This window comes from Lactiplantibacillus argentoratensis, from assembly GCF_037290055.1.
Lineage (GTDB): Bacteria > Bacillota > Bacilli > Lactobacillales > Lactobacillaceae > Lactiplantibacillus > Lactiplantibacillus plantarum.
Genome location: NZ_CP147647.1, coordinates 1,899,371 through 1,922,630 on the forward strand (window position 1 = coordinate 1,899,371; position 23,260 = coordinate 1,922,630).

Below are 23,260 nucleotides of genomic sequence, written 5' to 3' on the forward strand. Positions count from 1 at the left end.
ACTCCCAGCCAACACCTAACGCCAATCCCAATTATCCAAGGTTTCAATCTTAGTAGTCGCCGGATAACTCCCAAACAGCCGCACTAAGGGCTGTAATCCACTCACGGCATTATCCCGTTGCAAATTGATCGTAGCGATTGCCGCTTGATCATGACGGTTAGGATCGAGCTCAAAAGCAGCAACTTGCTCATATAAATTCAGCGTAATCAATTTGGCGTCCCGCGCACTTGGATGCGCATTTAATTCCCACAACGTCTTGCGCCCCGCCATGAATGCGGGCGTGGCCTCTGGCAGGTCGGCCAAAAAACAGTACGCTGAATAAACCTGGCGATAATAAAGTTTCGTCATATCCACACTAATCAACTCCCAATCATGTTAAGTGGTCCTCCGATACACACCAACCACTCGTTTTAATTAATGATAGCTAACTATTTCAGCCAATTCAATCCGAAATTTCACAACTCGAATTATCGTCGCGAGTTCCGTTCTCCCAAGCTTAAAGTTATCGTTAAACCGCCACATCAGCGACAAATAAAAGCGTCCCCAGGTTTCTAACCCAGGGACTGCTCAACATTATTATTTTCTTCGATAACATATTCAATTCATGATCATTCAGTATTAATCATGATTAAAACGTGCTGGTTGTGTAAGTTCAAAACCAGCCAGCTTAGGCCCGCTGGAAACAGTTCGAGTTAGCGTAAACTTTTTTGGTTGGTTCGTCCTACGCCGACTTCCAGGCATTTCTGCCAATTGCCGGAACGTGGTGGGCACAGATTTAAGCCGAAGCCCACGTCTTAAATACTGGCCTTTCACTAACCAAGCAAGGAACGCTTGCTAAGTGAAATTTCACCACTGGGCATTGTCAGAAACGCCTTCCAGTCGGGATGGTATTCGAATGGCAGACGGAGATGTACCCAACTTTTATTGGACTTATCACTTTTCTTCATAAACAGTAATTTTGTCGAGCAACTGTCAGGCAGAAAATGACATTTTGATAGCTCACTATTTCGAAATCACTATAGTAATAATCGAACGTCTCGACAAAGTGGTTAATGTAACCTTAAAGTCTCGTTTAAAGTTCTATTATCAAAATAGTCAGCGACCAATTGTACCAAGTTAAGTGGCCGTTCATCAGCCATTCGAGCGGCTTACCGACTGGAGGGGCTGGGTGACAATGCTCAGTAGCCAAATTATTCTTAGCTGGAAGTGCATTTCTTCCGGCTTAGAATAAGACTCGTATTTGAGACCGGGCGGGTTGTGCACGGGCTCAAATCGACGTCGGCTGCGTTCCAGCAATTGTCACCCAGCCCCGGAGGTCGGAATAGGACGCGCACCGGCTGACGAACAGGAATCCTACTAAAATTAGGCCAGTTTTAATCATGATTCATGATTAAGCAACGGGTAAAACAATTTAATCACGTGCTTCATGACTGTCTTGGATTCGTTTGAACATCCGTTCCATGTCTGAATTCGTGAAGTGAACCGTCACGGGGCGGCCGTGCGGGCAGTTGAACGGATTCTCGCAAGTCGGTAACTTGGCTAGTAAGGCGCGCGCCTGCTGATCATCCAAATGATGATTGGCTTTGATGGCCCGTTTGCAGGACATCATGATGGCCGACTTTTCCCGAAATTGGGCGACCGTCAATTTATCATCCTGAAGGATCCAGTCAATCATTTCACGAATCGTATCCTCTTCTTGCCCCGCTTTGAACCAGGTTGGGTGGGCATGGACGATGAAGCTGTTGCCGCCGAATGATTCCAGATGAATTCCTAGTTCGGCTAATAGTGGCAATTTTTCCTTGATTTTTAAAACGTCGCTCGTCGGGTAGTCTAAAATAATCGGAACCAGTAGATTTTGTTGATCCGCACTGACCTCGCCTATCGCTTGGCGATAATATTCGTAATTAATGCGTTCTTGGGCCGCGTGCTGATCCAAAATGTACATGCCATCATCCGCCTCAGCTAACAAATAAGTCCCGTGCATCTGACCAAGATAACGTAACTGTGGGAAGCGTTCTGTGCCTGGTGCTTCGCTAGTCGGTGCGCTCGCAGCTGAACTGCTTGCAAGTGGTTCAGCGGGTTCACCAAAGGGTAAGGCCGCTGATTCGGACTGGTAACGCTGGTCAAATGTTTGTACCGGTGCAGTTGTGAGTCCGTCGCGACTACTGATCATGATTGGTTGGGTGGCAGAACTTACTGGTGATTCGGCTGGAATAGTGGCACTAGTCGCAGCAGGACTTACCGTTGACGACTGTGCGGAAGTGGTACTCATCATGGCCGTTGCCGAGCTGGGCTGCATGGTTGCCGCTGCCAGCGAGGCTGCAAACTGTTCAGTCGAAGTCGGCGTCGTCTTATCCGTCACCTGATACTGTGATGAAGCGGCGTTCAGATTCATTGCGAGCTGGTCCGTATTTAGATGTTCTCGCCGGTGACTGCCAAGATTGGTCAATGCTGACGGAATCAAGTTCACATCCACTAATCGCTCGGTGATCGTGGTGCTGATCAGTTTGGCCAATTCTGGTTCCTTACTCAAACGAACTTCCTGTTTCGTGGGATGAACATTGACGTCCACCAATAAAGGATCCATTGTTAAAGCGATCACCGCGATTGGATAACGGCCGACCATCAACTTAGAACCGTAACCTTTGATGACGGCTTTGGTCAATTGCTGGTTCTTGATAGCACGACCATTAATCAGAACAGTAATATACTGGCGACTGGCCCGCGTCAGCTCAGGTAAAGCCACAAAGCCACTCAATTTAAAATCAGTGGTCGATCCTTGAATGGCAACCATCTTGCGCGCATTTTGGACACCGTAAATACCAGCAATGACTTGTTGTAAGTCACCGCGACCAGCCGTTTTTAGTAGCTCTTTCGCATTATGAACTAACCGAAATGCTACCGCTGGATAGCTAAGTGCGATGCGGTTAACCACGTCTAAAATATTCGCTAATTCCGTTTGGGGGGACTTCAAATATTTTAGTCGCGCAGGTGTATTAAAAAACAAATCAGTGACGGTAATGTCCGTCCCTTGCCGCAACGGAGCGGGCGATTGTTGTAATAGTTTACCGCCGCGATAATGAATACTCGTCCCAGTGGCGCCGGTACTCGTATTCATCACCACGTCCGCTACTGAAGCAATACTTGGCAACGCCTCACCGCGAAAACCTAAAGAATGGACGCGAAACAAATCTTCACGTGATGTGATCTTACTCGTCGCATGCCGTTTAAAAGCGGTCAGGACTTCAGCGTCATCAATACCGTCACCGTCATCGATAACCCGAATTGACTGAACACCCGACTCTTGCACCAAAATATCAACCTGCGTCGCGTGCGCATCAACAGCATTTTCAACCAGTTCTTTAACGACCGAGGCGGGCCGCTCCACAACTTCGCCGGCAGCAATCTGGTCGGCCAGCACAGAAGATAACTCATGAATTTTTCCCATTTCCATCGGTCCTTTCACATAAAATAATTAAGCTCGTGTCCTGAACGAACATTTTCGATTACCACAACTAGCAATAACTGACTAGTGTCGACCTACCTGTCCGTCAGACGCACCAATAGCTCATCATAACAGCTTATTGCGCTCATTTATGATGAGTTAAAATGCGCCTACTTGCCTAATTTTTGTTGCCATTTATACAGCTGGTTCATTACATCCATCGGAGTCATCGCCATCAAGTTCAACGTCTTTAACTGTTGTAAAACCTTTTCACCCTTCGTATCCGTCACCGCCGGCTCAGCAAATAACGACAGCTGTTCATCACCGGATTCAGCGACCGGAGCTTCGGCTACCGGGGTCTCCGATTCTACAGGCTGCGGCTCATCGGCGGACTCAACCGGCATTGAAGCCGTTGTGTTAGGCGCCACGCTGTTGGCTGCATCACTTGCAGCAATCGAAGCCGCCGTCGTTGACACCGTACTCGTTTGGTTTTCCAAACTCGTTAAGATCTTATTGGCGCGTTGCAATAAACTCGTCGGCATCCCAGCCAACTTGGCAACGTGCACCCCGTAAGACTTATCAGCGGCTCCGGGCTCGACTTTATGCAAGAAGACGAGTTCACCATCCTGTTCAGTCGCACCGACATGCACGTTTCGTAACCCAGATAATTCTTGATCTAACGCAGTCAACTCGTGATAATGCGTCGAGAACAGTGTCTTGGCATGAATGTGGTTATGCACAAACTCAATAATGGCTTGGGCAAGCGCCATCCCATCGTAAGTCGCCGTCCCCCGGCCAATTTCGTCAAACAGAACTAAACTATTAGCCGTCGCATGTTGCAAGGCATTATTAGCTTCCTGCATCTCCACCATAAACGTACTTTGACCGGAAATTAAGTCATCCGTGGCACCAATGCGTGTAAAAATCTGGTCAAAAATCGGAAGTTGCGCTGATTTAGCCGGGACAAAACAACCAATTTGCGCCATGATGACCGTCAATGCTAATTGACGCATGTACGTACTTTTACCGGACATGTTAGGACCAGTAATCAAAAGGACCGTCTCATCAGGTGACATCATCACGTTATTTGGGACGTAACTCTGGTTGCCCATCACTTTTTCAACGACCGGATGGCGACCATCAACGATTTTTAAATCGTGGGACTTAGTTAATTTCGGTCGAACAAAGTGGTAATCTTCACTAACGACGGCGAAACTTTGCAAGACATCGATTGCCGCAACCGCCTTTGCCAATGTTTGTAGCCGCTGAATTGCCTTCTTAACCGTTTCACGTACTTTCGTGAAGAGTTGATACTCAAGATCCGTAGAATGGCTCTCAGCTTCTAAAATCAGGCTTTCATGCGATTTCAGTTCAGGAGTACTAAAGCGTTCAGCATTCGTTAACGTTTGCTTACGTTCATAGCGGTCCTTCGGTAATTGGGCCAAGTTAGCCTTCGTAACTTCAATATAATAGCCGAAGACCCGGTTAAAGCCAATTTTTAGATTCTTGATACCGGTTGTCGCCCGTTCTTGGGCTTCTAACTCAGCAATCCATTTTTTCCCATTATTCATCGCATCCCGGTACTGATCGAGTTGCTCATTATAACCGTCCTTGATGACCCCACCGTCCGTTACTGACAAAGGCGCGTCTTCAACGATTGCCGCGTCAATTAAATCCGCAACGTCTTCGACTGGATCCAGCTGATTAACTTCATCATTAAATACCTGTGTGTCTAATTCCGATAAGATATACCGAATCTTTGGAATCTGCCGTAAGGATGTCTTGAGTTGCACTAAGTCACGACCATTCACGCTACCAAAAGCCACCCGGCCAGCTAAACGCTCCAAGTCATAAACTTTAGTCAACTCTTCTTGTAAGTTGCTACGTTCAAAATAATGATCCAGTAGCGTGGCAACCTTATTTTGACGCGTTTCAATATCGGCCTTCACGATCAATGGCCGGTCGATCCACTGCTTTAATAGTCGTCCGCCCATCGCCGTCTTAGTTTCATCTAATAGCCATAACAGGGTCCCCTGCTTTTTACCAGTTCGGATGGATTTCATTAGTTCCAAGTTATACTTAGAATTATGGTCAAGTTTCAGGAAGTATGACGGTTCGTAAGCAATCGCTTTTTGTAAGTGCGCGAGACTCCGTTTTTGCGTCACCGTAATATACATCAATAGCCGTTCCACGACCTGTTGTTCCAGGTCGACCGTCAAGTCTTGCGTTAAGTAACTCAGTTCAGCCTGAGGAGTGACATTGTTCTGTTCTGAAATTAGAATTCCTAGCGCCTTAATCTGATCGCGCAGGTCACTAGGAACCGAATCGTCGACCACAATTTCTTTAGTCTGTAAGCTAGTCAGCTCGTTAATTAAAGTATCATTAGTTGTTAAGACACTCGTTTTCAGTTCCCCAGTTGACAAGTCAGCATACGCAAACCCATATTGTTGGTCACGCTGAATCAGCGCAGTCAAGTAATTGTTCGTCTTAGCTTGTTCCGCGCCCCGCTCCAACGTCGTACCAGGTGTCACGAGCTGAATCACTTCGCGTTTAACCATGCCCTTCGCTAGTTTAGGGTCTTCCATCTGTTCACAAATGGCGACTTTATAGCCCTTGTCTACTAAAATATCAATATAATTTTGCACAGCTCGATGGGGTACACCACACATCGGGATGGGATTTTCCGCCGAATGATTCCGCGTCGTCAAGGTCAACTCTAATAACTGAGCACCTTTAATCGCGTCATCAAAAAACATTTCATAAAAATCACCAAGTCGGTAAAATAAAAACGCATCGGGATATTGATTTTTCACTGCAAAATATTGACGCATCATCGGTGTATCTTTTGTTTTCTGTGGCACGCTTAATCCTACTTTCTATCGTCAATCTTAATCATCAAAATATGGGTGATCCGGATTAATCAAAATCCGGGCAATCTTTTTCGCCCGACCACTCTGTCCATCAACGTCGATCACACAACCCGACAACACAGCCGGACTATCTTCTTGCACGTTGAAGCGGGTCGGCATTTGTTCCAAGAAACGCTGAATAACGTTCTCACGGGTCATCCCTAAAATACCATTATACGGGCCGGTAAAGCCAACGTCACTCAAAAAGGCCGTCCCATTAGGCAATACGCGTTCATCACTCGTCTGCACATGGGTATGGGTACCGACCACCGCACTTACCTGACCATCCAAATACCACGCCATGGCTTCTTTTTCGCTTGTCGTTTCAGCGTGAAAGTCGATGAAGATGTTAGGTGTCTCTTCCCGCAATTGCTCGACCAATGGTTGGACAGTCGTAAAAGGATCCGCTAAATTTTGCCCCATAAACACGTTTCCTTGAAGATTAATCACGGCCAACTTCACCGTATTGACCTTCACGATCGTATAACCAACCCCCGGAGTCGTCGCTGGCGGAAAATTCAACGGGCGAATCAACTTCTTAGCACCATTAATAAAATCAAAAATTTCATTATTATCCCAAGTGTGGTTGCCCATCGTAATGACATCAGCCCCCGCAGTCAAGATGTCCTTATACACTTCTTGATTAATGCCACGGCCGCGGGTGGCATTCTCCCCATTAACAATAGTAACTTGTGGCTTGTAGCGCCGTTTTAACTTAGGTAAGTACGTGGTGACCGCCGTTTGACCGACATTGCCCATGACATCCCCAACAAATAGAATTCGCATAGATTGCTCCCTTGTTTTAACGTTATACCAATTATTTTAGCATTATTTAGCCTTGAAAACGTGATTGAATTCTGCTGACAACTAAAAAAATGAGCTTAGGTCAAGACCTAAACTCACTTCCCGGTTATTTAGCGTAATCCACTGCTCGAACTTCCCGAATAACCGTAACCTTAATATGACCGGGATATTCAAGTTCATTTTCAATCTGCTTTTTGACATCGTGCGCCAAAACAGTTGCCTGTAAATCAGAAATCTCGTTTGGCTTAACGATGACTCGAATTTCACGACCAGCTTGAATCGCATAGCTCTTCTTGACGCCATCCTCATTATTAGCGATCGCTTCCAGCTTCTCGAGCCGATGAATATAATTCTCCAGCGACTCACTCCGAGCACCTGGCCGGGCGGCTGAAATCGAATCAGACGTCGCAACCAACACCGCGATAATCGACTTCGCTTCCACATCACCATGATGGGAGGCAATCGTGTTAATCACGACGGGGCTCTCTTTGTACTTCGTTGTTAATTCCACGCCAATTTCAACGTGGGAACCTTCGACCTCATGATCGACGGCCTTACCAATATCGTGTAATAATCCTGCGCGTTTCGCGAGTGTAACATCTTCACCAAGTTCGGCGGCTAAAACGCCCGCCAACTTCGCAACTTCAATTGAGTGATTCAAAACATTTTGACCATAACTGGTCCGATAATTCAACCGACCGACAAGCTTGATCAAGTCAGGATGCATCCCGTGCAGTCCTAAATCAAAGACGGCTTGTTCACCAGTTTCACGGATTTTTTCGTCCATTTCCTTACGTGCTTTTTCAACCATTTCTTCAATCCGAGCTGGATGAATCCGCCCGTCTTGAATTAGCTTTTCAAGCGCGATTTTCGCGATTTCACGACGAATCGGATCGTAACCACTTAGAACGACGGCTTCTGGCGTGTCATCAATAATTAAATCAATACCCGTCAGCGTTTCCAACGTTCGGATGTTACGACCTTCCCGACCGATAATTCGGCCTTTCATGTCGTCATTCGGCAAAGAAACGACCGAAACCGTGGTTTCAGAAACCATATCGGCAGCACTTTGCTGAATCGCTTGGACAATTAAGTTTTTGGCTTCTTTTTCAGACTGCGCTTTCACTTCGTCCGTATTTTCTTTAATTAACACGGCCCGTTCATGCGTTAATTGTTCGCGCGTTTGGGTCAAAATCTGGTCGCGTGCTTGCTCTTGTGACAAGGCGGCGACCCGTTCTAACTCAGCTTGACGTTGCGTGATTAGTGAAGCTGCACTTTGTTGCTGTTGTTCAACGCGTTTTTGCTCATTGGCAATCTTATCTTCTTTTTTGCCTAAAGCATCTTCGCGCTTTTCAAAAGTATTCTCTTTGTGATCTAAAGTTTCTTCACGTTGAAGCAACCGGTCTTCTTGTTTTTGAACTTCATTCCGGCGTTGCTTTAACTCCGCTTCAACTTCAGCCCGGTAACGATGACTCTCTTCCTTAGCTTCAAGGACTTTTTCTTTCTTGTGAGTCTCCGCTGCCCGTTTGGCCTCAGAAATAATACCTTCGGCTGTGTTCTTGGCAACGTCCAATTCTTTTTCATGGACGTTCTTGCGTACATAGTAACCAATCCCATAACCGACAACAATTGCGATGACTGCGAGGATTATACCGAAAACATTCATGTTTCCACCTCCGCACCACCAAAATCCAGTTAACATAAAATCAACTACAAATTTTCAGATGTTATATTTTGATTATTTACACACTTGTTATTCTAATGTTAGAAACGAATAGTGTCAACTTAAAGTCTTATGGCAACCGGTCTCGACGGGCAACTTTTGTCGTGCAAACAAGCTAAGCGTACACAAAAAACGCCCAAAATAAATATTTTGGACGTTGCATAACAAACTGTTTACTTTTCGGTTGGTTGGTCGCCGAGATCGAGAGCAGTTTCCGCTGGTGTTGCCTTAGTGGCCTTATTTTGACCCTTGTTAGCATTCTTAGCGGTTCCCTTATCCTTGCCATCTTTAGCCTGATCATCGGCCTCAGTTGCTTCCTCACCGGTTGCATCCATACCGTATGCATCACGAACTTTTTGACGAATCTCCGTCATGACATCAGGATGCTCGTCCAAATACTTCTTGGCATTTTCACGACCCTGACCAATGCGATCGTCGCCATATGAATACCAAGAACCACTCTTCTTGACAATATCCTTTTCAGCTGCCATGTCGACAATTTCACCGGTTTGTGAGATACCTTGACCATACATGATATCCACTTCAGCACGCTTAAATGGCGGCGCAACCTTGTTCTTAACGACTTTGATCCGGACACGGTTACCAATAATATTGGTTCCTTCCTTAATCTGTTCTGCCCGCCGAACTTCCAAACGAATCGTGGCGTAGAACTTCAAGGCCCGACCACCAGGAGTCGTTTCGGGATTACCAAACATCACGCCGACTTTTTCACGAATTTGATTAATAAATAACGCGATGGTCTTCGTTTTGTTCAATGTTCCTGATAACTTCCGAAGGGCTTGTGACATCAACCGCGCTTGTAACCCAACGTGTGCGTCACCCATTTCACCTTCAATTTCGGCACGTGGCACTAAGGCCGCGACTGAATCAACGACTAAAATGTCGACCGCACCACTGGAAACTAAGGCATCTGCAATTTCAAGCCCTTGTTCACCAGTGTCTGGTTGTGAGAGTAAGAGGTCATCGATGTTGACCCCGAGGTGTTCCGCGTAAACGGGATCCAGTGCATTTTCGGCATCGATATACGCTGCCGTGCCACCCTGCTTTTGAACTTCAGCAACCGCATGTAGTGCTACGGTCGTTTTACCTGAACTTTCAGGACCATAGATTTCCACGATCCGGCCACGTGGGTAGCCACCAACACCCAACGCGTCATCTAAGGCCAACGATCCACTTGAAATCGTTGAGATGGTCGTCTGGGCAGCATCACCCATCCGCATAATCGCCCCTTTACCGAAATTCTTTTCGATCTTTTTTAGGGCAGTATCTAGTGCTGCTTTCCGTGCATCAGCCAAATTATTTCCTCCTTTGGTGCTCGTTTCTAACTCTTAATATCATAGCTGTTCAAAGTTAGAATTGCAAGCAAAAAGCGAACAAAAGTTCGTATTATTTTTTCAAGTCCGTATCAGCGTCTAGTGCATGTCTCAATAGGTCTAATCCGGCCATCACACTGCGCGTTCGGATTTGTTGGCGACTGCCAGCAAAATGATACTGCTTGGCCTTCGCGGGTTGATCCCGGTAAGCAAGACCGATCCACACCGTCCCAGCTGGTTGTCCCTCCAAGGTCCCGGGACCGGCGACACCGGTGAAGCTGATGCCAACCGCAGTATTAAGCTGCTGCTTGGCACCGCTCGCCATGGCCTTAGCAGTCGCTTCTGAAACGACGCCTTCAGTATCGATAATCGCTTGTGGAACGTTAACTAGCTGATGTTTGGCTTCATTCGCATACGTTACAAAACCGCCCGGAAAAATTGCGGAGACCCCGGACACACTGCCGATAGTACTCTGAAACAGCCCGGCTGTGAGGCTTTCCGCGGCCGTAATGCTCAGTTTAGCCGCAATCATTTGATTAATAACGGTGGCAACCAATGAATTATCGTCCCCATAGCCGTAAAAGAACGCCCCAATAGTGGCTTTGATCTGGTGGTCAACTTTATCGATCATGGCCTTAGCAGCCGCTTCCGTCTCAGCTTGAGCACTCAGCCGCAGGGTAACCTCGTTAGTCTTGGCATAGGGCGCGATCGTAACCGCCTGCTGCTTATCAATCAAGGATTGCAATCTGGTCGCTAATTCAGACTCACTGATGCCATAAAAACGCATCACTCGCGAATAGATTCGGGCTTGTTCCCCATATGCTGCTGCCAATTTCGGTTTAGCCTCCGAATCAAACATTGCGGCTAACTCACGGGGTGGTCCTGGCAATAACAGGAAATCGGCACTATTTTCTGATTGATAAAACGCCCCAACAGCCATTCCGTTATGGTTAGCCAGCGGTTGGGCACCTGCCGGGTATAATGCCTGTAATCGGTTGTTAGCCGTCATTACTTTGTCATTAGCGGCAAACCAAGCCGTAATTTTTTGCATTGCTGCCCGATCCTCAACCAAGGCAACATTCAAATAACGTGCGAGCGTCTGTTTCGTCAAGTCATCCTTGGTCGGCCCCAGACCACCCGTTAAAATAACTAAGTCATTCCGCTGGGCCGCTATTTCAATGACGGCTGACAAACGTTGGGGGTTATCACCAACCACCGTCTGATAATAGCTGTCAATTCCTAATTCGGCCAATCCACGTGCGATGTACGTACTGTTCGTGTTCGTAATCTGGCCCAGTAAAATCTCGGTACCAACCGCGATTATTTCTGCTTGCATGCCATATGCCTCCCCGTAATCCTATCGATTACACTCAGTGTGGGCGCGACAATTAGCGTCCTACATTCAGTATATACGAAAATGACGAGTGACCCCATTAAAAAGATTAGCATTTTCAAATACCTCCATTTTACCTAACCAACCAACGCCACTCATTATTATAATTATCAGCTACCAGAGTCACGATCACTTAACGCGTGCAATACTTTGGCGAGATGCAAAAGCGTCTCACCGAATGCAAGACTCGGTGAGACGCTCATGATTAATTTATTTGAAGCCATCTGCAAACACGTCACGATTCTGAACAAAATAATCAATGCCAGAATAAATAACGAAGAATAAGCAGATATATAACATAATTGCCGCAAATGGAATGTGGATTGCCGCAAATAAGACATTGTTCAGCAGCAGGAAGATGATGGCAATCATTTGTGTCGTTGTCTTAATCTTCCCGGGCATAGCAGCAGCCATCACTTTACCATTATTTTCAACGATCAATAACCGTAACCCCGTCACCGCGAGTTCACGACACATGATAATGGCAACGACCCAATCAGGAGCCGCATTTAGCCGAACTAAAATGATGAACGCGGTCATCACTAACATCTTATCTGCCAATGGATCCGCAAACTTCCCAAAATTCGTAACCAAGTGTTGGCCCCGGGCAATCTTGCCGTCCGCTAAGTCGGTTAATGACGCGACCGCAAAAATGACAGTTGCAACCACTTGGGTGACCGGAATGGTTGTTCCAGCCCACACAACCTGTCCCCAACTAAGGGGTAACACCATAATAAGAATGAAAACTGGAATCAGAATAATCCGAAACACCGTTAATTTATTAGGTAAATTCAAAGTACCCGCCTCCTCCGCAACGTTATTTGATGGTCAAGGTAATCGTCCGAACTTGTGACGTACTGTTCTTCGGATTAAAGTTGAACGCCTTACCATTGATTGTTACGGTCGTGGCAGTTGCGTTCCCAAACTGGAACTTAACCGTCGTGGCATTACTTGGTAACGTTAACGTATGTGAGCCATCCGCCTTAAGCGTCCCTTGCCAAGTCTGAGTATCGTTAGTCGTAACGGAAGTCCAAGCAGCCTTAGTGGACTTGATGACCACTTTGTTCTTATCCGCACCATTCGTCAAAGTATAAGCCGTATCGCTACTGCCGTTAGCCTTGATGGTTTGTTCCTTAGCAGAAGACGCTTTAGAACTAGACTTTGCTGATGAGCTAGCTTTCGACGAACTTGATTGCTTCTTAGAACTCGAAACTTGTACAGAAGAACTGTCCGCACTCGTGCTAGAGCTTGAACCAGCGTGCGTGCGAACCGCCATAAACCAAATAAATAACAAAATCAAAACCACGATGGCAGTGACGATGATCGTTGGTAAATAGTTACGCACGCGACTCGCTGGTGAAGCCGGTTGTTCGCGACTAGCAACCCGGGTAGGTTGAACTTCATCAACGTTTTCAACGATAGTTTCAGTATGAACACTCGGTAATTGGTCTCGATATTCTTCTAACAACGCGTTACCATCTAAATCGACAGTTTCCGCATATTGCTTAACAAACGCCCGAACGTAAAAATCACCGGGAAGTTTATCGAACTGTTCATCTTCGATTGCAATCAAATAGCGTTTCTGAATCTTGGTGATTTGTTGCAAATCATCAATTGTGAGGCCCTTCGCTGTCCGGGCAGCCTTTAAGCGCGCCCCAATCGTTGTTGTTTCTTCGTTATTTTCACTCATTGACTTTTTCTCCACCCTAAGTCTATTTTCAAAATCTTACGGTTAATAGTATATCACAGCAACTAAATTTAGCAGCCCCATGACCATTAAATTTCAGATTTCCTTAACTCTTTGTTTGTGGTCGAATCTGGTATTCACTGATTGCCTGAGAAGTCAATAATTGTTCAGCAACCGTCTGCAAGTCTTCAAGGGTCAACTGATCAATTATACCCGGTTCATCAAAGATAGTCGCCGTCCCGAATAGCCGTTGATCATACCGGTTCGCGATTGCCTCCAAGGAGTTCGCCATGAAGACGACGCGCCCAATCATTTCCTTCTTGACTAATGCCAGCGCTGCTTCCTGACCAACTACAGCCGTCCGCCAGTTTTCTAACACGTCAATGATGGCCGCATCAAACTGGGCTGGATCATCCGTTTCACCACTAAAAGTGACAAAATTAAATCCAGACTGTAATTCGAAGTCATAACCAAACGTATCATCGATGATACCCTGATCATATAATCGCAAATAATCCGCTGATGTATCGCCAAACAATAATTCTAATAAAACGTTAACCGCTGCACGGTACTTCAAAGCAGCAGCCCCCGTTTCAATCGGCATCAAGCCCTTGACACCAACGATTGATTTGGCCCGATTGACTGGCATATCAATCGTCCGATAAGGAATAATGTCATGCCCATCCGTGGCGGTCTCAGGAATCTTACGTTCAATCGGTTGAAAGGCAGCAAATTGTTTAGTTGCTTGATTTGCCGTGATCCACCCTAAGACTTCGTCTGGATCAAAATTACCAACCACAAATAACGTCATGTTCTCAGGATGATAGAAAGTTCGATAAGCAGCATACAAATCATCAGCCGTTATCTTAGCAATCGACTCAGTCGTCCCCGCAATATCATATTGTAGCGGATGGTTCGGATATAGATTACCAATCATCCCAAAATACAGGCGCCAACTGGGGTCATCATCGTACATCTCAATCTCTTGCCCAATAATCCCCTTCTCCTTGTCAACTGTCGCTGGCGTGAAATACGGATCCTGAACAAAATCCAAGAGGGTCATGAGACTGTCTTGCAGGTGGCGGGTAGCTGAGAACAAATAACTCGTCTTCGTGAAGCTAGTGAAGGCGTTCGCACTCGCCCCGTACTGACCAAAAATTTGAAAGGCATCGTGGTCAGCCTTCTCAAACATTTTATGTTCCAGGAAATGGGCAATTCCATCTGGAAAACGTTGCATTTCAGTACTTCCAGCTGGTACAAAGGTATTGTCGATCGAGCCATAGTTCGTCGTAAACGTTGCGTACGTCTTGTGATAACCGGCCTTCGGTAACAGTGTCACCGTCAGTCCATTATCTAACTGCGCTTGATAACAACTTTCATTAAATTGATCATATTTTTTTACTTTCATGCGGTTACCCCACTCAAGAAGAACCCATTGTTAAGGGTCACCATCTTCGCGACTGCAATGATCTGTTCACGTGTCACACTTTGAATCTGCCGTAGCCACTCAGCATCCGTAACGCGCTGTTGCGTTAAATCATCGATCAAGGCTTGCACAGCGAACGTCCGTTGACTATCCAAACTTGACTCAAAATCGTTGATCAAGCCGAGTTTGAGCTGTTCGACTAGATCATCCGTAAAATCGCCGGCTTGAATTGCCGATAATTGGGCCGCAATGATTGCTAGCACCTGGTCATGGTTTTTACCATCAATCCCCGCCTGTACCTTAAGGACCCCACGGAAAGTATCTAATGAACTGCTGGCATAGTAGGCAAGGCTCGCCTTTTCACGGACATTCATAAATAATTTAGACAGTGGCGATCCACCGAATAACTCGTTGAAAACCAAAGCTGCATAATAATGATTCCCACGATAAAAGACCGGCAAATCATAACCTAAATTCAACTTTGCTTGGCTAAGCGTCTGTTGCTCGCTCACTTCGACGTACTGGTTCGTATTATGATGTTGATAAAATGGGCGGGGACGGCCCGTCAAGCGATCCTCAAAACCAGCTTGTTGCCACTGAGCTAAGATGGCTGCCTCATCAACGTCTCCGGTCACGATAATGTCAATCTGATCATTTTGGATCATCATTTGATAGTAGTCGTACAAACTTTGCGCACTAATGGCCGCCAAATCACTCACCGTACCATAACTAGGTACTTGTTGTGCGGGTTCGTCCGCAAACAACGCCGTATTCAATTGTTGCGCCGCGTAATACTGCTTGTCATCAGCGACCGACATAATTGCCGCTTCCAAATTCTTCTTTTGGCGGTCAAATGTCGCTTGGTCAAACTGACCGTCAGCAGCGAGCGGCTGTAAAATGACCCGTTGTAAAAACTGGATGGCTTGATTCGTCAATGGCTGGTCCGTTGCCAAATACCGTTCATTCGCAACGGTGATAGCTAATTGTAAATTATGCGTTGGTCCCTTACGACTAACGCCCGCACCAAACGCAGCGCCATACATAGCAGCCAATGCGTTGGCTAGCGCCCGCTGATCCGGGTAATCACGAGAACTTGTTTCTAATAAATTCGATAGTAGCGACCGCTGGGTAATTGTTTCGCGCGCAAGCGGTGCACGGAAATTAATAATAATCTGGTTGGTTTTAAATTGATGACTCTGAACCGTCGTCAATTGGACCCCTTTTGCTAACTGAGTTTGCAACATGTTTCCTCCTTGCATATGTAATAAATAATAAGCGAAAGGCCCGATTGACGCAACTTTCCGTCTTACGGTTTTTGAAATTTGAAGATTATAGTTGCTAAAATGATTATTTTTGCGGTTAAATTAAATTCTCGTGAGTGACAAATAACATTGCCAAGTCGCGATTTGTCTGCTATTCTTTTCATTATTGATAAAATTAAGGAGCGGTTAATGTGAAAGTAATTAAATTTGGTGGCAGTTCCCTCGCTAGTAGTCAGCAACTGCAAAAAGTCCTCGCAATCGTTGAGGCTGATTCAAAACGTAAATATGTGATTGTATCGGCCCCCGGTAAACGGTTCGACGGCGACACCAAAGTCACTGACTTACTTATTCAATATGCTCGTCAAACGATCCATCATCAAGATACGCAAGCCATTGTCGCAACTATCATTGACCGTTATGCAGAAATCGGTCACGGATTCAACGTCCCTGAAGCCCAATTGACGCCGATCTTTGAGACGATTCGCAACTTACCAAACCAATCATACGCCGACAATACCTACCTGATGGCCGCTTTCAAAGCACACGGTGAACGGCTCAACGCGCAACTGGTCGCCGCCGTCTTTCAGCAAAGTGGCCTCAACGCGCGCTACCTTGACCCTAAAGATGCGGGAATGGTCGTCACGGACGTCCCCGATGACGCTCAGATTATCAAGAGCAGTTATGACCAGCTCGCCAAGTGGGCGGACAGCGAACAGATTCTAGTTATTCCCGGCTTCTTTGCTTACAATCGCAACGGCCAAATCTGTACCTTCTCACGTGGCGGCTCCGACATTACCGGTGCGATCATTGCTCGAGGCGTTCACGCTGAACGTTATGAGAACTTTACCGATGTTGATGCAATCTACGCAGTCAATCCCAACCTAGTCGCAAAACCAGCGGCCATTAGTGAAATGACGTTTACCGAGATGCGGGAACTTTCTTACGCTGGCTTTTCTGTCTTTCACGACGAAGCGTTGATTCCCGCGATTGAAGGTAACATTACCGTCAACGTCAAGAATACGAACCATCCGGAGGCCCCCGGAACTTTGATCCAGTCAACCCGCGAACCCAATCCCAACTACCCAGTCACCGGGATTGCCAGTTCTTCTAGTTTTTGTTCACTATACTTACGTAAGTATCTGCTCAATAAAGAAGTTGGGCTTGGCCGTAAAATTCTGACAATTTTAGAAAATCATCATATTAGTTATGAACACATGCCATCTGGGATCGACGATTTAACCATCATCTTTGATGAACATCAGTTGACCCCCGAATTAGAGAAAACGCTAGTCGCCGAAATCTCAGCAGCCATTAATCCTGATGAAATTTACTTTACCCACGACTACTCCATCTTAATGCTCGTTGGCGAAAACATGCGCAACCGCGTCGGCATTATGTCACGTGCCGCCACCGCATTAGCCAACGACAATATTAAATTAATCATGGTCAATCAAGGTGCTTCCGAAATTTCTATTATGTTCGGTGTACACGACAATGATGCCGATCAAGCCGTTATTGCGTTATACAAAGAATTTTTCGACTAACCCATATGTCCGACTAGTCATCACTAGCCGGGCATTTTTTATTGGCGTATTTTTCATCAATTAGTGTTGAAAGGTGCCGCTATAAGGTCAAAAACAACCAGCTAAGGCCCGCTGGAAAAAGTTCGAGTTCACGTAAACTTGCTTGGCTAGCATCGTCCTACGCCGACTTCCAGGCATTTCTGCCAATTGCTGGAACGCGGTGGACACAGATTTAAGCCGAAGCCCACGTTTTAAATACTGGTCTTCCACTAACCAAGCAAAAGACGCTTGCTAAGTGGAATTTCACCGCTGAGCATTGGCAGAAACGCCTTCCAGTCGGGACGGTATTCGAATGGCAGACGGTGAGGGACCCAACTTTTGGTGAATTCGTCATTGTTTTTCATAAACAATAATTTTATCAATCAACTGTCAGGGTGAAAATGATATTGGAATGTCTCACTATTCCTCAATCAACATCGTAATAATTGACCGTCTCGACAAAATGGTTAATATAACCCTAACGTTTCGTATAAAGTTCCCGTATCAAAATAGCCAACGGCCAATTGTACCCAGTTAAGCGGCCGTTCATCAGCCATTCGAGCGGCTTACCGAAACGTGCTCGGTGCCACTGAAGGCTGTGCTTGCTACGCCAACGGACTAATGCCAAGACCGCATTAATCCATTGGCTAGGCAATGCTCAGCTTCAACCCGTGGCCCCTCACACTCTTGAGACCGGAGGGGCTGGGTGACAATGCTCAGTAGCCAAATTATTCTTAGTTGGAAGTGATTTTCTTCCGGCTTAGAATAAGACTCGTATTTGAGATGACGCGGGTTATGCGTTAGCTCAAATCGACGTCGGCTGCGTTCCAGCAATTGTCACCCAGCCCCGGAGGTCGGAATAGGACGCGCACATGCTGACCAACAAGCATCCGAGGCCAGATACCGACACCTTTCAACAATTTTTCGTGTATAAGCTTAAGCCTTCAAGTTTGTCTGTGTACCAATACAAATAGGCTTTCCAAGACACAGTTCGTCTTGGAAAGCCTATTGATGAGTGGTTTATCGCTGATAACTGGGGTCACTGAATGACAAGTCCTGCCACGTCACGCTAGTTTTCAACTTTTTGATTACCAAACCATTTCTTGTTGATCTTATCTAACGTTCCGTTAGCTTTCAACGTCTTTAGGCCGGCATTAATTTTGCGTTTCATCGTTTTGTCACCCTTACGCATCCCGACTGCGAAGTCTTCGGACTTAAAGGTACCTTGGGTTTCTTGATAATCCGCGGAGTTTGCTTCGTGCTTAATATAATAGCTCGCGTAGACGCTATCAATCAAGAGCCCCTTAATTCGTCCAGCATTCAAGTCGAGGAAGGCATTCGTGAAGGTGTCGTATTGAACTGGCGTTTTCTTAGCGATTTTGTCCTTTAGTAGCTTTGGATTGTTCTCCAATGACTCATAGCCCGAAGAACCTGACTGAACACCCAACGTCTTACCAGTCATATCGTCAAATGAGTTAATATGATTTTTCTTTAAAGAAACGAGGACTTGCTTGTTCTTCAAATAAGTATTACTGAAAGCCACCACTTTTTCACGTTGGGGATTTTTCGTGTAACCGTTCCAAATCAAATCAATCGTGCCATTGCGCAATTCAGTCGCGTTCATGGACCAGTCAATCGTTTGAAAGCTAATCTTGATGCCGTATAGTTTAAAGACAGCCCGGGCGAGGTCAATATCATAGCCGACTAGTTTCCCAGACTTTTCGCGAAAGCCCATCGGAACGAAACTGTCGTCCAAACCAACGACAACGTAACCGCGTTTCTTGATTTTAGACCAAGTATCTTGGGTATCAGCGCGCTTAGTCACATTTTGACCACAGCCGCTTAACGTCGTTGCCATGCCCAGGAGCATCACAACGATCAAACTTAGTGCAAGTAATCTTTTCTTCATTCTGACGCCCCCTACTGCTTTTTAGTTGGTTCAACGTGGAACATTTCATCCGCGATGTTTTCAGCAAAGGTTAAATCATGGGTCACCACGATTTGAGTCATGCCATCAGCCTTCAAGCCTAAAATCAACTTTTCAACTTCCTGGCGTAAGTTCGGGTCAAGCGCTGAAGTTGGTTCATCATAACATAAGACATTCGGTTTCATGGCTAATGCCCGGGCAATCGCTACTCGCTGCTTTTGACCACCGGATAATTCGAAGGGATACTGGTCAGCGTGATCTCCTAGATTCAAACGATCTAGTAAGGTCTGCGCTTGCTGTTCTGCTTCTGCGCTAGACTGCTTTAAGACCGTGGTCGGTGCTAAAGTAATGTTCTGCATGACGGTTAAATTGGGAAATAATTCAAAATTTTGGAATACGACACCAATCACACTATCGTTACTCCGATTCGTATAGGGATCAAATGGTTGGCCGTCGACTAAGAACTCACCGGCATTCACCTTTTCAAGCCCCGTAATACAGCGTAATAACGTTGTCTTACCAGCACCTGAAGGGCCCACAATACTTAGAATCTCGCCATCCTTAACGGTTAAATTCAAATTCTTAATAATTGTCCGTGAACCAAAGCTTTTTGTAATATTTTTTAGTTCTAACATTATGATGGCCTCCCTATTTCCAGTAACTGTAGTGTTTTTCGATTCGTCCAAGCACAAACGTCGTTACGGCGGTCAGTGCTAAGTAAATGATTCCGACTAATACTAGGGGAACCAAAGTAACATCGCGCGCTGTTGCAACGTTACCAGCACGCAACAGGTCGCCGAGACCAATAACATAAACTAATGATGAATCCTTGACCAAGTTGATGACTTCATTACCAACTGACGGTAAGACGATTTTGATCACTTGGGGAATGACGATTTTACGAATCGTCTGCCAGTAACTCAACCGTAGAACCCGTGCACTCTCATACTGACCATTGTCAATTGACTGTAACCCGCCGCGGAAGATTTCCGCGAAGTAGGCCGCGTAGTTCAGAATAAATGCGAACAACGCCGCGTAGTACCGTGGAAAAACGATCCCGATCAATGGCAAGCCGTAAAAGACGAAGATCAATTGTAGTAACAACGGGGTCCCCCGCATCAACCAAACGTAGAAATGCAATAACCATTGCAGTGGCTTGAAGTTAGACATTAAGCCCAGGCCAACAACTAACCCCAATGGTAGCGACCCAATCAGGGTCCAAATGAAAATTTTCAGTGTCATAACGGCACCGGATAATAATGATGGCAAAATTTCTGAAATATATTGCATGTGCTTTCCCTCCCAAATTTACAGGTCACATTGTCCTGCGTCCACTAATCTGTCACGACCCAAGCCAATAAAAAAGTCCCCTTGAGTCGAATACTCAAGAGGACGGTTATCCGTGGTGCCACCTCACTTCGTAATAACTTCACAGTTATTACCTCAGGGAGTTTCGTGATAATAAAAAAATCGTCCTCTTAGGCCAACATGCCTAAGAGGACGATTTCATCGCGGTTCCACCTCATATTCACTAGTTGCTCACACAACTAATCTCAACGAGTTTATCACTAAACTCCGCCGCTAACGAGGCCAACCGAAACAGCTTACTAACTTCAGCTATCCAACTCACAGATGTGGTTCGTTGTAATCCTTGGTCATCTTCCCATCACCGATAACTCGCTTGACAAGGTCTTTACAACTACTCTTCCGTTCCCTGTTTTTTAATGTTGAATTCATACTAATCGAAAATTAATCAACCGTCAAGCCTTTTTTTACTTACCACGGTGAAAAATTCCGGCGATGCGTGACCAGACACCCGGTTTAGGCGTATCCAAATTCATTAACGGCACCGTTTCGCCTTCGATGCGGCGAGCAATATTACGGTAACCTTGTGAAGCTGGGTTTTTGGGATCAAGAACGATCGGCTCACCGTTATTTGACGTTCGAATGACGGCGTCGTCATCGAAGACGATCCCCAACAAGTCAATCGACAAGTGATGGGTGATTTCATCAATATCCATCGTCTCACCGTCTTGCATCATGCGCGTCCGAATCCGGTTAATCACTAACTTAGGTGCTTCGGCTAACGGATATTGTTCCAATAAGCCAACGACCCGATCCGCATCACGAATTGCTGAAATCTCGGGTGTCGAGACGATAATAGCCGCATCCGCACCAGCAATCGCATTCATGAAACCTTGTTCAATTCCGGCGGGACAGTCGAGCAAAACGTAATCAAAATCTGGTTTCAACTCGTCTACGATTGCCCGGACTTGGTCAGGATTCAATGCATCCTTGTCCGCATTTTGTGCAGCTGGCAATAAAAACAATAAGTCATCAAACCGCTTGTCTTTGACCAACGCCTGCCGTATTTGCGCACGACCGGCAACTACATCCACAATATCATAAAGGATCCGGTTATCGAGACCTAAAATGACGTCTAAATTCCGCAATCCAATATCTAAATCAACTAAGCAAACTTTCTTGCCCATCAAAGCAAGGGCCGTCCCTAAATTGGCCGTCGTGGTCGTTTTGCCGACCCCACCCTTACCAGAGGTGATGACAATTGCTTTTCCCATCAAACACGTCCTCCATTTCGAGTAAATAGCTTCGGTCGTACCCGTTTTAATTGCTGGAGCGGCTGGTAGTCTAACGCTTGAATGTCATTAATATAGACAACGTTCGTCCCATCAACGACTTTTTCAAGGTCTACTAATTCTAACAATTCACCGACTCGAACCCGTGGGACAGTAGCTAAGGGGCTAACGATCACAGCATCATTATGATCGGGATAACCGGCCTCAAGCGCACCGTTGACCTCACCCATCACAAAGATACTACCCGTTGCCCGGAGCACCCCGCCTTCATGGATCTTACCGAAGAACAGCACGTCCCCCGTAATCTCAACGACCTGACCGTTACGAATGATCTGATTAACCAGATGCACCGTATCACGTTCAATCATCGCTAAAGCATCCGCCGTCAAAATAACGTCAGCCGTTAACTTGTGAATGCTGAATAACGGGTATCGTTGAATTAACTGGGTTACTTTCTGATTCTGTTCCGCAGTCAGTAGTCGATTAGCCGTATCCAGGTCAAACGAGATTTGTTTATCAGTCGTATTATCAGCCTGCAACCGATCTAACAAGACCTTCAAGTCGACCATAATATCGTCAAAGCTTGCTTCTTGCCGTAAAATCAGTTCATAGCCATCATTACTGGCCTTTAAAACTACACTCTGTTGCATGTTAGAATTCCTTTCTGCCGACTAATTAACACTCAGATATAACCGACGCATTGGATAATATAATATGACAAAGATAGCTAGGTTGACTGCAATCGTCGGCCCTAGCGTGTACACTGCAAAGTCCGCTAACCCACTAGAGATGACGTGGCTCATCGTGTACCAGATATAGGTAAACGCTTCTAAGATGGTCAAATTAATAATATAGATCATCAGTAACGTTAAAAAATTCAAGTCGATCCATGGTTTGATTTGCCGACATATATAGACTACTAACGGTAAGCCAATCATGTAAACGCCTAAGATCCCCGTATAGTACCAGTCAAATACCAAGCCCACGAATGCGGACCAGATTCCAACCGACAGATTATCACGGTCATCTAAAAAGACGGCGAAGACGATCCACAGTAAAACCAGGTGTAAGACACTGGCATACGGGTAACTAAATAGCTTAGCGGCAAAAACGTTTGAAACTGAGCCGTCTAAAAAGAGTGCAACAAATAACCCAATTGGAAAGATGATTTTTAATCTTGAGTAACGCACC

18 protein-coding genes and 1 other annotated feature are annotated in these 23,260 nt (G+C 45.9%); of the genes, 1 reads left to right on the forward strand and 17 read right to left on the reverse strand.

From position 1 onward, the window contains the following. Positions 1 to 15 precede the first annotated feature (15 nt). From V7R88_RS09015 to yfmF, 11 genes are all read right to left on the reverse strand, one after another. A complete protein-coding gene (locus V7R88_RS09015; RefSeq protein ID WP_152707414.1) occupies positions 16 to 348 on the reverse strand; it encodes a hypothetical protein in 333 nt (110 codons plus the stop codon). A gap of 1,063 nt (positions 349 to 1,411) precedes the next feature. Beyond that, the gene (gene mutL / locus V7R88_RS09020; RefSeq protein ID WP_057717942.1) at positions 1,412 to 3,448 is read right to left on the reverse strand and encodes a DNA mismatch repair endonuclease MutL; all 2,037 of its coding nucleotides are present in this window, start codon (positions 3,446 to 3,448) and stop codon (positions 1,412 to 1,414) included. A 167-nt stretch (positions 3,449 to 3,615) separates the two neighbouring features. Then, positions 3,616 to 6,306, reverse strand: a complete 2,691-nt coding sequence (gene mutS / locus V7R88_RS09025; RefSeq protein WP_060599025.1) for a DNA mismatch repair protein MutS — start codon at positions 6,304 to 6,306, stop codon at positions 3,616 to 3,618. Positions 6,307 to 6,333: 27 nt separating this feature from the next. Further along, complete coding sequence (locus tag V7R88_RS09030) at positions 6,334 to 7,140, reverse strand: TIGR00282 family metallophosphoesterase (RefSeq protein WP_003641506.1); 807 nt, start codon at positions 7,138 to 7,140, stop codon at positions 6,334 to 6,336. Positions 7,141 to 7,264: 124 nt separating this feature from the next. Beyond that, positions 7,265 to 8,824 carry a ribonuclease Y gene (rny, locus tag V7R88_RS09035; protein WP_054398547.1) on the reverse strand — a complete coding sequence of 520 codons (1,560 nt, stop codon included), beginning with the start codon at positions 8,822 to 8,824 and terminating at the stop codon, positions 7,265 to 7,267. 230 nt (positions 8,825 to 9,054) lie between these two features. Then, on the reverse strand, positions 9,055 to 10,197 hold the full coding sequence (recA, locus tag V7R88_RS09040) for a recombinase RecA (RefSeq protein ID WP_054398556.1): 1,143 nt from the start codon (positions 10,195 to 10,197) through the stop codon (positions 9,055 to 9,057). A 91-nt stretch (positions 10,198 to 10,288) separates the two neighbouring features. Beyond that, positions 10,289 to 11,551, reverse strand: a complete 1,263-nt coding sequence (locus tag V7R88_RS09045) for a competence/damage-inducible protein A (RefSeq protein ID WP_054398558.1) — start codon at positions 11,549 to 11,551, stop codon at positions 10,289 to 10,291. 267 nt (positions 11,552 to 11,818) lie between these two features. Further along, positions 11,819 to 12,403, reverse strand: a complete 585-nt coding sequence (pgsA, locus tag V7R88_RS09050) for a CDP-diacylglycerol--glycerol-3-phosphate 3-phosphatidyltransferase (RefSeq protein WP_003641502.1) — start codon at positions 12,401 to 12,403, stop codon at positions 11,819 to 11,821. Positions 12,404 to 12,425: 22 nt separating this feature from the next. Further along, positions 12,426 to 13,298, reverse strand: a complete 873-nt coding sequence (locus V7R88_RS09055) for a helix-turn-helix domain-containing protein (RefSeq protein ID WP_054398561.1) — start codon at positions 13,296 to 13,298, stop codon at positions 12,426 to 12,428. A gap of 103 nt (positions 13,299 to 13,401) precedes the next feature. Further along, positions 13,402 to 14,703, reverse strand: coding sequence for an EF-P 5-aminopentanol modification-associated protein YfmH (gene yfmH / locus V7R88_RS09060; RefSeq protein ID WP_057717944.1), 1,302 nt, complete (start codon positions 14,701 to 14,703; stop codon positions 13,402 to 13,404). Then, positions 14,700 to 15,965 (reverse strand): EF-P 5-aminopentanol modification-associated protein YfmF, encoded by a 1,266-nt coding sequence (gene yfmF, locus V7R88_RS09065; RefSeq protein WP_054398566.1) that lies wholly within the window; start codon positions 15,963 to 15,965, stop codon positions 14,700 to 14,702. The genes yfmH and yfmF overlap by 4 nt, the downstream gene beginning before the upstream one ends. Positions 15,966 to 16,174: 209 nt before the next feature. On the opposite strand from yfmF, the gene V7R88_RS09070 reads away from it, so the two are divergent. After that, positions 16,175 to 17,527: an aspartate kinase gene (locus V7R88_RS09070; protein ID WP_054398568.1), complete on the forward strand. Its 1,353-nt coding sequence runs from the start codon at positions 16,175 to 16,177 to the stop codon at positions 17,525 to 17,527. A 1,087-nt stretch (positions 17,528 to 18,614) separates the two neighbouring features. On the opposite strand, the gene V7R88_RS09075 is transcribed toward V7R88_RS09070, so the two are convergent. The 6 genes from V7R88_RS09075 to mreD all read right to left on the reverse strand — a co-directional run bounded on the left by V7R88_RS09075 (position 18,615) and on the right by mreD (position 23,259). Beyond that, a complete protein-coding gene (locus tag V7R88_RS09075; RefSeq protein WP_054398570.1) occupies positions 18,615 to 19,454 on the reverse strand; it encodes an amino acid ABC transporter substrate-binding protein in 840 nt (279 codons plus the stop codon). 11 nt (positions 19,455 to 19,465) lie between these two features. After that, positions 19,466 to 20,107 (reverse strand): amino acid ABC transporter ATP-binding protein, encoded by a 642-nt coding sequence (locus V7R88_RS09080; RefSeq protein WP_003641493.1) that lies wholly within the window; start codon positions 20,105 to 20,107, stop codon positions 19,466 to 19,468. 13 nt (positions 20,108 to 20,120) lie between these two features. Further along, positions 20,121 to 20,762 (reverse strand): amino acid ABC transporter permease, encoded by a 642-nt coding sequence (locus tag V7R88_RS09085; protein WP_054398572.1) that lies wholly within the window; start codon positions 20,760 to 20,762, stop codon positions 20,121 to 20,123. A 203-nt stretch (positions 20,763 to 20,965) separates the two neighbouring features. Further along, positions 20,966 to 21,196: a binding site (T-box leader), on the reverse strand. A 48-nt stretch (positions 21,197 to 21,244) separates the two neighbouring features. Beyond that, a complete protein-coding gene (gene minD / locus V7R88_RS09090; protein WP_003641491.1) occupies positions 21,245 to 22,051 on the reverse strand; it encodes a septum site-determining protein MinD in 807 nt (268 codons plus the stop codon). Further along, the gene (locus V7R88_RS09095) at positions 22,051 to 22,719 is read right to left on the reverse strand and encodes a septum site-determining protein MinC (protein ID WP_054398575.1); all 669 of its coding nucleotides are present in this window, start codon (positions 22,717 to 22,719) and stop codon (positions 22,051 to 22,053) included. The genes minD and V7R88_RS09095 overlap by 1 nt, the downstream gene beginning before the upstream one ends. A 21-nt stretch (positions 22,720 to 22,740) precedes the next feature. Continuing rightward, the gene (gene mreD, locus V7R88_RS09100; protein ID WP_054398577.1) at positions 22,741 to 23,259 is read right to left on the reverse strand and encodes a rod shape-determining protein MreD; all 519 of its coding nucleotides are present in this window, start codon (positions 23,257 to 23,259) and stop codon (positions 22,741 to 22,743) included. Position 23,260: the final 1 nt, after the last annotated feature.